The sequence below is a fragment of the Bacillus sp. NPDC094077 genome (genome assembly GCF_050279465.1).
GTDB lineage: Bacteria > Bacillota > Bacilli > Bacillales > Bacillaceae_G > Bacillus_A.
Genome location: NZ_JBNNUF010000005.1, coordinates 93,450 through 105,825 on the forward strand (window position 1 = coordinate 93,450; position 12,376 = coordinate 105,825).

Here is a 12,376-nt window from a genome sequence, read left to right on the forward strand (position 1 = left end):
CATGCGGTGTAAAACCAGAAGGATGTAGTGAATAGGAAAATAGTTTATGTGTTCGAATCCGTGATTTATATGTGTGAAAATCCAAGTATATAAATTGGAAATTGGTTTAAGGTGGAATAGAAGATCCGGCGAGTGATAGAAGCGGTCAAAGCCTTTTTTCGGCCCCATGCGGTGTAAAACCAGAAGGATGTAGTGAATAGGAAAATAGTTTATGTGTTCGAATCCGTGATTTATATGTGTGAAAATCCAAGTATATAAATTGGAAATTGGTTTAATTTGTAATAAAGGATCTAGCGAGTGATAGAAGCGGTCAGATCCTTTATTAGCCCCGTACGGTATGAATTTTGTTTGTATAAAAAAATATATAGAAAGAAGCTTACGTTAAAATGTAAGCTTCTTTTTTATGTAAGTGTGTGTAACCGTTAAGCCGCATTGGGTTTTGTCGGTGAGTACGCGAAACTTTACGGTTACACGACACTTATTCATATGAGTAAAGGGGTATTCCAACAGAAAGTTTGTAATTAAGCGATTGGACCGCCTAAGTTAATAATATCTTCAGAAACGCTGTCAAACTTTTTGAAGTTCGCTTTGAATTTGTTTGCAAGCTCAACTGCTTTTGCTTTGTAAGCAGCTTTGTCAGCCCAAGTTTGTTCAGGCATTAACACTTCGTCAGGTACACCTGGTACGTGAAGTGGAACTTCAAGACCGAAGATGTCATGTTTCGTTGTTTCAGCTTTTGCAAGTTCACCACTTAGTGCTGCTTGAATCATTGCACGAGTGTAACCTAAGTTCATACGCTTACCAATGCCGTATTCGCCACCAGTCCAGCCAGTGTTTACTAAGAATACTTTCGCATCGTGTTTCTCGATTTTTTCACCAAGCATTTCAGCATAGCGAGATGCATCAAGTGGTAAGAATGGTGAACCGAAGCAAGTTGAGAATGTAGCCTGCGGAGATGTAACGCCGCGCTCTGTTCCTGCTAGTTTACTAGTGTAACCACTTAAGAAATGGTACATAGCTTGCTCTTTTGATAACTTACTGATTGGAGGCAATACGCCAGATGCATCAGCAGTTAAGAAAATAATTGTATTTGGATGTCCTGCAACACTTGGCAGTACGATATTGTCAATCGCATGCATAGGGTATGCAGCACGTGTATTTTCTGTTAAAGTAGTATCGTTATAGTCTGCGATACGCGTTTGGTCATTAATGATAACGTTTTCTAAAACAGAACCAAATTTGATTGCATCGAAAATTTGTGGCTCTTTCTCGTGAGAAAGGTTTACGCATTTTGCATAGCAACCGCCTTCAATATTGAATACACCGTTATCAGACCAACCATGCTCATCATCACCGATTAATTTACGGTTTGGATCAGCAGATAAAGTTGTTTTACCTGTTCCAGATAAACCGAAGAATAGTGCTACGTCGCCTTCTTCACCTACGTTTGCAGAGCAATGCATAGAAAGAATATCTTGTTCAGGTAGTAAGAAGTTCATAATAGAGAAGATTGATTTTTTCATTTCTCCAGCATATTCTGTACCACCAATTAGTACGATACGTTTTTCGAATGAAACCATAATGAATGCTTCAGAGTTTGTACCGTCAATAGCTGGATCTGCTTTGAAGTTTGGTGCAGAAACAATCGTGAACTCTGACTCATGAGTTGTTAATTCTTCTTCAGTTGGACGGATGAATAATTGATGCACGAATAAATTGTGCCATGCATATTCGTTAATAACTTGAATTGGTAGGCGATAGTTACGGTCAGCGCCTGCAAATCCTTTGAAGACGAATAACTCTTCTTTTTCTTTTAAGTATTCTAAAACTTTTGTATATAATTTATTAAAATGTTCTTCAGAAATCGGTTGGTTCACAGCTCCCCAAGCAATTTTGTCAGCAACCGATGCTTCTTTCACAATAAATTTATCTTTAGGAGAACGTCCTGTATATTTTCCTGTTGAAGCAGAAACGGCACCAGTAGAAGTTAATTTCCCTTCATTTCGCATTAATACTTTTTCCACTAATTGCGGAACACTTAGTTGAATCTGTGCATTGCTTCCGTTCAATAATTCGTGTAAACCAATTTGGACATTCACAGTACTCATATTTATATACCATCCTTTTCATTTAATGAAATATTTCTCGTAATCCCCAACAAGAGTATAACACAATTATATAAATAATGTATACTATTTATTTCTTTTTGTTTGTGTGAATGCATTATTTCCTTATTAATATTTCATTTTATCCGTATTGAGAAAAACTTTCAGGAAAATATGAATATTAATTGACAAATGAATATCATTTCTTTAGTATAGGTTGGGACGGATACTCTCTTATCCCGAGCTGGCGGAGGGACAGGCCCGATGAAGCCCAGCAACCTCACTTGTATTGGTAAACACAAGTGAATAGGTGCTAAAACCTGTGCGAGGCTACAGGTCTCGAACGATAAGAGCGAAGGGCAAAAAGCAGTATGCAAGTAGCAAATTAAACCTTTCCTCTATGTAAAGTAGGAAAGGTTTTTCTGTATGCTTGTGTGGGAGAATAAATGTATGTCGCAATCTGTGGCAAATTAAGGATGAGTTCCGTACAATATATACAATTACTGTAGGGAGGTTTACCACATGACAAAAAAACGTCATCTGTTCACATCTGAGTCTGTAACTGAAGGACATCCAGATAAAATTTGTGACCAAATTTCTGATTCAATTTTAGATGCGATCTTATCAAAAGACGCAAATGCACGTGTAGCTTGTGAAACAACTGTAACAACTGGTTTAGTATTGGTAGCGGGGGAAATTACGACTTCTACTTACGTAGACATTCCGAAAATCGTTCGTGAAACAATTCAAGGCATTGGTTACACACGCGCAAAATACGGATTCGATGCAGAAACTTGTGCAGTTTTAACATCTATCGATGAGCAATCTGCTGACATCGCTATGGGTGTTGACCAAGCGCTAGAAGCACGCGAAGGTCAAATGACTGACGCTGAGATTGAGGCAATTGGTGCAGGAGACCAAGGTTTAATGTTTGGTTTCGCATGTAATGAAACACAAGAGTTAATGCCACTTCCAATCTCGCTTGCTCACAAATTAGCTCGCCGTTTAACTGAAGTACGTAAAGATGATACATTATCATACCTACGTCCGGATGGAAAAACGCAAGTTACAGTTGAGTATGATGAAAATGGTAAACCAGTACGTATCGATACAATTGTAATTTCTACACAACATCACCCAGATGTTACATGGGAAGAAATCGATCGTGACTTAAAAGAGCACGTAATTAAAGCTGTAGTACCAGCAGAATTAATGGATGGAGAAACAAAATTCTTCATTAACCCAACTGGCCGCTTCGTAATTGGTGGACCACAAGGTGATGCTGGTTTAACAGGACGTAAAATCATCGTTGATACTTACGGTGGATACGCTCGCCACGGTGGCGGTGCATTCTCTGGTAAAGATGCAACAAAAGTTGACCGTTCTGCAGCATATGCAGCTCGTTATGTTGCGAAAAACATCGTAGCAGCTGGTCTTGCTGATAAAGCAGAAGTACAACTTGCATACGCAATTGGCGTAGCGCAACCGGTATCAATTTCAGTTGATACATTCGGCACTGGTAAAGTATCTGAAGACGTATTAGTAGAACTAGTTCGTAACAACTTCGATCTTCGCCCAGCTGGTATTATTAAAATGCTAGACTTACGTCGCCCAATTTACAAACAAACAGCAGCTTACGGCCACTTCGGACGTACTGATGTAGATCTTTCATGGGAACGTACAGACAAAGCTGCAGCTTTAAAAGAGCAAGCTAGTCTATAATATATGAAGAAAAGCTTTGCGCGGTGAGCGCAAAGCTTTTTTTATTTCGTTTTACTTATGATTTGAATGCATGAGCTACAATACACTTCTCCGTCTAGCTCAATATACTTTTTCATATTAGTCATACCACTTGCTGGGAATGGCATATGAATCCATGCTTTTTCATATGTTTGTATTTCTTTTTCACATGATTTACAAACTATCGGTTTCTTCTGGAACATATGTAATCAACCTTTCATTTGACGTGCTTTACCCGCGCAAAAGGCACTGCTTAGTAAAAATAGCGTTGCGAATATAATACTTACTAATGTAGCGTATGGAATTGCTCCTTTTAGAGAAAAACCAACAGTGATGGAAGCTATAAATAAGAGGATGAATGTTGTTGTTAATTTTTTATACAGTTCCATAATATGTAGACCTCCGATTTATTTGGTAGTGCAATTTTTAAAATTGAATTCCACTATGTGGAAAATATAAGAAAAGTTAAAGGCTAGCTAATGATGTGAAGTCTAAGGGTATAGGAAAGGATGTTTTTATTTTCCTTTTTGTGGGTGTATATACTTATATTGTATCATGATGCACTGTGGACTTCATACATAATTGTGTAAAGATATGTATGATAAAATGAAGAAAAGTCTTTAAGAAAGGAAAGATGAAAAAATGAGTGTAACTGAACATAAAAAACAAGCTCCAAAAGAAGTGTGTTGCAAGATTGTAACGATTTCTGATACACGTACGGAAGAGACAGATAAGAGCGGACAGCTATTACACGAACTGTTAAAAGAGGCGGGGCATATAGTCACAGCTTATGAAATTGTAAAAGATGATAAAGAAAGTATTCAGCAAGCAGTGTTAGCTGGTTATCATAGGGAAGATGTAGATGTTGTATTAACAAATGGTGGTACTGGTATTACGAAGCGTGATGTAACGATTGAAGCAGTATCAGCTCTATTAGATAAAGAAATTGTCGGATTTGGTGAGTTGTTCCGCATGATTAGTTATTTAGAAGATATCGGAAGTAGTGCGATGTTAAGTAGAGCGATCGGCGGTACCATTGGGCGTAAAGTAGTCTTCTCAATGCCAGGGTCTAGCGGAGCAGTTCGCCTTGCGATGAATAAGTTGATTTTACCGGAATTAGGTCATATTACATTTGAGCTGCATCGCCAATGAGTAAGTTTGCTGGAATTATATTAGCAGGTGGTATGTCGAGTAGATTCGGTGAACCGAAAGCGTTAGCGAGCTGGCAAGGGAGTACTTTTATTGAACATATTTTGAAAGTAATGAAAACTGTGTTGCAAGAAGTTGTAGTCATTAGTCATTCCGATATAAAAGAGCGAGTAGGGCAATTCGTACAAGTTCCTGTTATAGAAGATATTCCGCACTATAAAGGAAATGGACCACTTGCTGGAATTGTATCAGGAATGGAATACATAGAAGCAGATTGGTACGCTATTATGCCTTGTGATGCACCAAATGTTTCACAAGAATGGTTTACTATTTTATTAGAACAAACGAGTGATGAGTATGATGCGATTGTACCTATTATTAATGGAAGAAAACAGCCGTTACTTGCAGCTTATCATAACCGCGTGAAAGAAAAGATTTATGCTTTGCTTCAGGAAGAAAAAAGAAGTATGGGGCAACTTTTATCACAATGTAATGTGAAGTATGTTGCTGGAGAAGGTTTGAAAGTGAATTCGGATTGGTTTATAAATGTGAATACGAAAGAAGAATATGTACAGGCTCAAAAAAAACTTTCAAATGAATGAAAGGTTTTTTGATATACAGAATTGGGGAACAATTGCTGTATAAAGGTATGTGAATAAGTTGATTTTAAGGGGAATTTCTTAAAATCATTATACAGTAAAAATATTGTATAACCATATATTAATTTTTATGGGTTTTTATTACAAGTCTGTTTAGTTATGTTTATTTTTGTTATAATGAATATAGAAACAACGTGGTATTTCACCTTGTGTATCATTTATTAAACTAAAATTTATAACTGTGTATAATAAACTCCCTTCGTTTTTTGAAGGGAGTTTTTCTGTTTAAGCGAGTAACTCTGATGCGGTATGCTGAAGGACTTCTTCATATTGATTAAGTAAGCCACGAAAGATCTCATCCCAGCTTTTTGATTTCGCATAAGATGAAGCTGCTATTCCCATTTGCATAAGTTTCTCTTCATTTTGCAATAAAGAATAAATGGAGGATAGAAATGAATTTGCATCTTTTGGTGTACAAAGAATTCCCGTTTTTCCATCTATAATAATATTTTTAACCCCGCCACGATTTGCACCAATAACAGGTGTACTGCATGCAAGTGATTCAAGTACAACATTTCCGAACGTTTCAGTAGATGATGGAAATACCATTATGTTAGAGCAAGCGTATGCTTCAGCTAAGTCCGCACCTTGTAAATAGCCAGTAAAGGTGACATTTGTTTGCGGAACAGCTGCACGTAAACTTGTTGCCAGAGGACCGTCTCCGGCGATGAGCCAATGAATGTCGTTTCGAGTATGTGTCGTTTTAACGATAAGATCTTGTAGTGTATCAATATCTTTTTCAGGGGCAATCCGTCCAACATAGGAAAGAACATACTTCGCTGTAATATTATATTTTTTTCGGAATAGGTCTGTATTATAAGCTGGATGAAAGAGTGTGCAATCTACACCACGTCCCCAAATAGAGAGGTGTTGAAAGCCTTTATTTTTTAATTGATGTAATGTTTCAGAGGAAGGAACAAAATTTTTTTGCATATGACTATGAAACCATTTTAAATAGTTCCAGAGCATATTGGAGAGGAATTCGATTTTGTAATAACGTAAATAGGCGTCGAAATCAGTATGATAAGAACCGACAACTGGGATGTCTAACCTTTTTGCATAATACAATCCACAAAGTCCCATGTTGAAAGGTGTGGCAATGTGAATAATATCAGGTTTAAAGGCAAGAAGTTCCCGTTTAATGCGCGGAGTAGGAAAAGAAAAGCGACATTCTGGATATAATATTGTTAACGGGATACTTCTCATTTTGTTTACATTTGCTACGAAATTATCTTCAGCCGTATGCTGAGGGGCAAAAATAGAATAGGCGATATTTTCTTTCTGAAAATATCGTGTTAATCGTTCCAGTGTTTTCGCAACCCCATTGACTTGTGGTGTAAAAGTATCGGTAAATATGGCGACTCTCATCATATCGCTCCTTTATGTGAAAAGTGGGATGAATTGATAAAAAGAGATGATGCCAGAGCAAGTGCCGAGGCACATACCGACGAATACATCTGACGGATAATGAAGCCCTAAATAAATACGAGAAATACCGACGCATAGTGCTAACGGTAATAGAAAAACAAGTAAGTTTAGATTATAGCAAATAAATGGAATGAAGACAGAGAAAACAGCCGTTGTATGACCAGACGGGAAAGAGTGGTCTTTTAATGGATGTACCGGATATTTTGCATCTTGAATTGTTAAATAAGGACGTTTTCGTGGATACCACCTTTTTAATATTTGCACAGGAATATGGCTAATTGCTAAAGAAATAGCGGTTGCAATTGCAGCTTGGTTCAAAGTCCCTTTTGCGAAAATTAAAAAGAAAAGTGTAAGTGCAATGGAGAAAGTGGCACCACCTATATGGGTAATGTTGCTGAAAAAGATATTTAATGTTTTTTGATCAAAGTAGCGGTTAATACCTTTGAAAATGTAACACTCTACTTTATATAATCCGCTGACCTTCATGAAAATTCTCCTCCCTCATCTACATATATATGGAGATATTAGCTTTATTTTAATAAGATATTGTTGAGGGAGTAATAATGTTTTGTAAAGAAAAAGTTAGTTTTTTTATAAAAAAGCTGCCAGTACTATGGCAGCGGTAAAATCATTTTTGTAACGATTTATAATATTGTCCTTTTTCAACGTATTGTGTGCGTATGCGCTCCATGTCTTGACGGTCTTCTTCTGTTAATTCACGAATGACCTTAGCAGGGCGACCGAAAGCTAACGTATTCGGTGGAATTTTCTTACCTTGTGAAACGAGGCTTCCAGCGCCGATAAAGGCTCCTTCGCCAATTTCAGCACCATCTAATATAATAGATCCCATTCCAACTAAAGCATCTTTTTTAATGTGACAGCTATGTAAAATAACTTGATGCCCAACTGTAACGTCATCTTCTAAAATAAGAGGATACTGAGGGCTTTGGTGGAGTGTACATTGATCTTGTACATTTACTCGGTCACCAATTATTGTCGGTGATACATCACCACGGATGACTGTATTAAACCAAATACTTGATTCCTCCCCAATGGAAACATCGCCTGTAATGGTAACGTAGTCAGCGATAAAAGCGCTACTCGCAATTTTCGGATTTTTTTCTTTGTAAGGATATATCATGTAAAGCCTTCCTTTCCTAGAGACTAGTTTTAGTGTATCAAATTATGAAAAAGAGTGAAATGGAGGAGGACCGTATGTGGAATTATGAAGCAGAGGAAGCGAAAGCCGTAGTTGTTATCGTGCACGGCGCAATGGAATACCACGGACGTTACGAAGCCGTTGCGGAAATGTGGAATCATATCGGCTACCACGTCGTCATGGGAGATCTTCCGTCACATGGAACGACTTCGAGAAATAGAGGACATATTGATTCATTTGATGAATACATAGAGGAAGTTAAATTATGGGTGAAAGAAGCAAGAAAGTACCGATTACCTATCTTTCTATTCGGTCATAGTATGGGCGGCCTTATCGTCATTCGTATGATGCAAGAAACGAAGAGGGAGGATGTAGATGGTATTATTTTAAGTTCGCCATGTTTAGGCGTATTAGCTGGACCTTCTGCCCCGCTTCGAGCTGCTTCAAAAATATTAAATGTTATTGCTCCAAAATTGCAATTTGCAACGAATCTTACAGTGGAAATGTCAACACGTAATCATGAAGTGAGAGATGCGATGGAGAATGATTCATTGTTCTTGCGCAAAGTATCAGTACGTTGGTATAGTGAATTGATTAAGTCTATCGAAATTGCTCATAAGAAAATAGACGATTTTCCAGATGTTCCGCTCTTGCTAATGCAAGCATGTGAGGATAAACTTGTAGATAAAACACGTGTCCGCATGTGGTTTGATAATGTTAAAATGAGTGATAAAGCTTTTAAAGAATGGCCGAATTGTTATCATGAGTTATTAAATGAGTATGAGCGTGATGAAATTTTGAATTATATTCAGTCATTTACTGAAATGCATGTCAATAATATAGTAAAAACAAACAAATAAATCATTATTTGTACATTTAATAGAGGAGATGAAGGAAGAAGTGAACGTACCGAGTAATCCCATAACGCTCATGGCGAAAGTATACCGTGATGTGTTTCCGGTTGTACACCATGAGCTAGCGATGTGGAAAGAGCGTGCCTACCATATTCCGAATGACGAGCTTCATAGTCAGGCAATCGCAAGTATTGAGCATAAAACGTTTCATTGTGAGGGCGGTGGCATTTTAGCGTTATTAGCAAATGAACACCGAGAGGAATGTATTCGTTTTATCGTAGCGTATCAAACGATCAGCGACTATTTAGATAATTTATGTGATCGCAGTACATCACTTGATCCGAAAGACTTTGCGGCTCTTCATGAGTCGATGTTAACGGCGTTAAGTCCTGAAGTTGAAGGGGGCGGTAATTATTATCGTTACCGTGATGATCAAGATGATGGTGGTTATTTAGACGAACTTGTTGAAACATGCCAAGATGTTTTAAAGAAAACGAAGCACTATGAAAAAATTGCTCCCATTCTTCATGAGCTTGCTTGTTATTATTGTGATTTGCAAATTCATAAACATGTGAAATTAGAAGAAAGAGAACCACGTCTAAAAACATGGTTTGAAGCGCATAAAGAAAATTTACCACCGATGAGTTGGTTTGAATTTTCGGCGTGTGCAGGATCAACGTTAGGAATCTTTTGTCTTGTGGCATATGCATTTCATGATGAATTACATGACGAAGATATTGTGAAAATTAGACAAGGGTATTTCCCGTATGTACAAGGACTTCACATTTTACTTGATTATTTCATCGATCAAGAAGAAGACCGTATCGGTGGAGATTTGAATTTCTGTAGTTATTATGAAAACGAACAAGTAATATTAGAACGCATGAAGCACTTTGTAGAAGAAGCAGAAAAGAGCATTGGTGATTTGCCTCATGCGAAGTTTCATCGTCTTATTAGCCGAGGTTTACTTGGTATTTATTTATCAGATCAAAAAGTATCCGCTGAAAAGAATATGCAAAAAATGGCACGGCGCATTGTAAAGTACGGGGGACTCACTTCACGATTCTTCTATTGGAACGGGAAGATGTACCGAAAGAAAATGGCGCAGTGATGAAAAAAACCACTCAGGGAGAGTGGTTTTTTATTATGATCGTACTTTTGAAAATACGTATATGAGAAGTTCAATTGCGAAAATAACTAAAACAGATAGTCCGAATAAAGGCATTACAGCGCCTAGTATAACCATCATGATAAAGAAAATGAGTATGCTTTTCTTATCCTTTTGTTTTGGAGGTGCTGCTAATTTTCCTTTCGGCTTTCTTGTTAACCACATTTTTACTCCGTAATAAATGAGAAGTAATAAAGATAATGTCGTTAGTAAGCATAATATTTTATTTGGCCATCCGAATAAATGACCTTCATGAAGCGGAATACCGTAAGTGAACCATTGTGCAAATAATCCATAATCGCGATAGTCCGTTTTTGAAATAAGTTCTCCGCTATATTGATTAAAGTAAGCGGTTATCTCTTCATTTGGTGCCACGTGCATACCCGTAATACCAGAACCGCTCGATTTAGAAACAGTGAATACACCTTTCGGATTAGCCGGTAGTGAGATAACATATGGCTTCTTTATTTCAATTCCTTTTTGTAACTCATCAACTGAAATGGCTTTTGGCTCATTTGAATTCGATTCAGGAGGAGCTTCCTTTCTTGTTGCCCACGGCAATTCTTTTACCTTTGATTCAGGAGGTGCCATATACAATTTTGGATATCCGAGCGATTCATTCGACGCTGCGATTTTATAAATTTGATTCCCCATAAATCCTGACCACGGCAATCCAGTTGCGACTAGCAGAACGAGAGGAATTGTAAATATAATGCCGATAATAGAATGACGTCGTTTTGCTCTATCTCGCTTATTGGATGATGGTATGTTTTTGAATTGGCGTATACTCATATACAACCCAGTTACAATTAAAAAGATTGTCCAGCACGCCGCAAGTTCTACAATATAGTTGACGACAGTACCACCAACTAAAAGAGAACTATGTAATTCCCGCATTATATTGGCAAATGTTTCATTTGCATTTTGATCTCCAACAATTTGATTATTGCCATCTAAATACACATATTTTTGTTGTCCAGTATATTCATTTGCAATGGTAAGTCTCGTATTATAATCCCCATTAAACTCACTAATTTTCGTCACATTATAATGTGGATATTTTTTCTCTGTTAATGAAATAGAATCAGACATCGGAATAGATTCTGTTTGAGAGCTCTTCCCAAAATATAAATCTTTATAGATGAAATCTTCAACTTCTTCCCGAAATAAATACCCAATTCCGCTCAGTGACAAAGTAATAAGAAGCGGCGTAATAAAAAGCCCAGCATAAAAATGCCAACGCCAAAAAATGTAATGCAGCGAACGATTTACTTTCATACTTTCTGTTCCCCTAACCTTCCCTATATGAATAAACTACTTATTTAATATAGCGAGATTAAGTGTGATTACTTTGAAAGAATTGTGAAAAGAGTTAAAAGTTTTGGGGATTTTTATCAAACATAAAAACACATTTCAAAAGGGATATTTTCTATGCTTAAGAAGATCTCGTTGTATTTGATAAAAACATCCTAACAACCGCCTCAGCAAGACATTGAGAGGAGTCGACAAAGCCCTCATCCGCCACCACATTCAAATCAGTACATGCGATAATAGCGGTATCTGCTTCATCTTTTAACTGTAAAACGAGCGTACTCCATAATTCTCTAGCTTCTTCAACTTCTCCGCCTTTAATGCAAGTAATAATTTGATTAATCATTTCCTGCCATTTTTCATTATGAATGTACTCTATACTACGCTTTGTAATCCCGTCTTGGTAAATACCCGCTTGAACAGTCGCTTCTGTTGCGAGAAGAGCGACTCTTTTTGTATTTTCAGGAATTGCTTTTAACGTCTCATCGACTATATTCAAAATTGGAATAGAAATAGAATACTGTAATTCTTCAAAATAAAGGTGCGCCGTATTGCAAGGCATAGCGATAAAGTCTACGCCAGTACTTTCAAGTTTTTGTGCCCCTTCTATAATCGCTTTTTTCATCGCCGCATGATCAATAGGACGATCCATGTAAAATGGTGTTGGGCACGAATAAATCATCATATGAGGGAAGTCCATATCATGCTTTGCTCCGTATATTGTTTGGCATTGTGCTACAACTGTATCGACGAATGGTCCAGTTGACTTTGGCCCCATTCCTGCTAGTATTCCGATCATTGTT

13 protein-coding genes and 1 riboswitch are annotated in these 12,376 nt (G+C 37.3%); of the genes, 5 read left to right on the forward strand and 8 right to left on the reverse strand.

Annotation, left to right across the window (positions count from 1 at the left end; all coding sequences use genetic code 11):
- Nucleotides 1–521: 521 nt before the first annotated feature.
- The gene (gene pckA, locus ACQKNR_RS14600) at nucleotides 522–2,108 is read right to left on the reverse strand and encodes a phosphoenolpyruvate carboxykinase (ATP) (protein ID WP_427318524.1); all 1,587 of its coding nucleotides are present in this window, start codon (nucleotides 2,106–2,108) and stop codon (nucleotides 522–524) included.
- Nucleotides 2,109–2,336: 228 nt separating this feature from the next.
- Nucleotides 2,337–2,458, forward strand: a riboswitch (SAM riboswitch).
- A gap of 169 nt (nucleotides 2,459–2,627) precedes the next feature.
- On the opposite strand from pckA, the gene metK reads away from it, so the two are divergent.
- Nucleotides 2,628–3,827: a methionine adenosyltransferase gene (metK, locus tag ACQKNR_RS14605; protein ID WP_427318525.1), complete on the forward strand. Its 1,200-nt coding sequence runs from the start codon at nucleotides 2,628–2,630 to the stop codon at nucleotides 3,825–3,827.
- A 41-nt stretch (nucleotides 3,828–3,868) separates the two neighbouring features.
- Here metK and ACQKNR_RS14610 read toward each other — a convergent pair whose 3' ends face one another.
- Nucleotides 3,869–4,048, reverse strand: a complete 180-nt coding sequence (locus ACQKNR_RS14610) for a hypothetical protein (protein WP_427318526.1) — start codon at nucleotides 4,046–4,048, stop codon at nucleotides 3,869–3,871.
- Between the two features lie 6 nt (nucleotides 4,049–4,054).
- Nucleotides 4,055–4,234, reverse strand: coding sequence for a hypothetical protein (locus ACQKNR_RS14615; RefSeq protein WP_000424797.1), 180 nt, complete (start codon nucleotides 4,232–4,234; stop codon nucleotides 4,055–4,057).
- Nucleotides 4,235–4,487: 253 nt separating this feature from the next.
- Between ACQKNR_RS14615 and ACQKNR_RS14620 the strand changes: the two genes are divergently transcribed.
- Both ACQKNR_RS14620 and ACQKNR_RS14625 read left to right on the forward strand, forming a co-directional pair.
- Nucleotides 4,488–4,997 carry a MogA/MoaB family molybdenum cofactor biosynthesis protein gene (locus tag ACQKNR_RS14620; protein WP_427318527.1) on the forward strand — a complete coding sequence of 170 codons (510 nt, stop codon included), beginning with the start codon at nucleotides 4,488–4,490 and terminating at the stop codon, nucleotides 4,995–4,997.
- Entirely contained in the window at nucleotides 4,994–5,596 is a 603-nt protein-coding gene (locus tag ACQKNR_RS14625; RefSeq protein ID WP_427318528.1) for a molybdenum cofactor guanylyltransferase, read from the forward strand. The genes ACQKNR_RS14620 and ACQKNR_RS14625 overlap by 4 nt, the downstream gene beginning before the upstream one ends.
- A 282-nt stretch (nucleotides 5,597–5,878) precedes the next feature.
- On the opposite strand, the gene ACQKNR_RS14630 is transcribed toward ACQKNR_RS14625, so the two are convergent.
- The 3 genes from ACQKNR_RS14630 to ACQKNR_RS14640 all read right to left on the reverse strand — a co-directional run bounded on the left by ACQKNR_RS14630 (nucleotide 5,879) and on the right by ACQKNR_RS14640 (nucleotide 8,222).
- Nucleotides 5,879–7,021 carry a glycosyltransferase family 4 protein gene (locus tag ACQKNR_RS14630; RefSeq protein ID WP_427318529.1) on the reverse strand — a complete coding sequence of 381 codons (1,143 nt, stop codon included), beginning with the start codon at nucleotides 7,019–7,021 and terminating at the stop codon, nucleotides 5,879–5,881.
- A gap of 12 nt (nucleotides 7,022–7,033) precedes the next feature.
- A complete protein-coding gene (locus ACQKNR_RS14635; protein ID WP_427318530.1) occupies nucleotides 7,034–7,567 on the reverse strand; it encodes a phosphatase PAP2 family protein in 534 nt (177 codons plus the stop codon).
- 142 nt (nucleotides 7,568–7,709) lie between these two features.
- Entirely contained in the window at nucleotides 7,710–8,222 is a 513-nt protein-coding gene (locus ACQKNR_RS14640) for a gamma carbonic anhydrase family protein (protein WP_427318531.1), read from the reverse strand.
- A 74-nt stretch (nucleotides 8,223–8,296) separates the two neighbouring features.
- Here ACQKNR_RS14640 and ACQKNR_RS14645 point away from each other — a divergent pair, with 74 nt between their 5' ends.
- Nucleotides 8,297–9,100, forward strand: a complete 804-nt coding sequence (locus tag ACQKNR_RS14645) for a lysophospholipase (RefSeq protein WP_427318532.1) — start codon at nucleotides 8,297–8,299, stop codon at nucleotides 9,098–9,100.
- 40 nt (nucleotides 9,101–9,140) lie between these two features.
- Nucleotides 9,141–10,205, forward strand: a complete 1,065-nt coding sequence (locus ACQKNR_RS14650; RefSeq protein ID WP_427318533.1) for a tetraprenyl-beta-curcumene synthase family protein — start codon at nucleotides 9,141–9,143, stop codon at nucleotides 10,203–10,205.
- A gap of 33 nt (nucleotides 10,206–10,238) precedes the next feature.
- Here ACQKNR_RS14650 and ACQKNR_RS14655 read toward each other — a convergent pair whose 3' ends face one another.
- Together ACQKNR_RS14655 and ACQKNR_RS14660 are read right to left on the reverse strand one after the other, a co-directional pair.
- The gene (locus ACQKNR_RS14655; protein ID WP_427318534.1) at nucleotides 10,239–11,540 is read right to left on the reverse strand and encodes a PepSY-associated TM helix domain-containing protein; all 1,302 of its coding nucleotides are present in this window, start codon (nucleotides 11,538–11,540) and stop codon (nucleotides 10,239–10,241) included.
- A 157-nt stretch (nucleotides 11,541–11,697) separates the two neighbouring features.
- Entirely contained in the window at nucleotides 11,698–12,372 is a 675-nt protein-coding gene (locus ACQKNR_RS14660; RefSeq protein ID WP_427318535.1) for an aspartate/glutamate racemase family protein, read from the reverse strand.
- Between the last annotated feature and the right edge of the window lie 4 nt (nucleotides 12,373–12,376).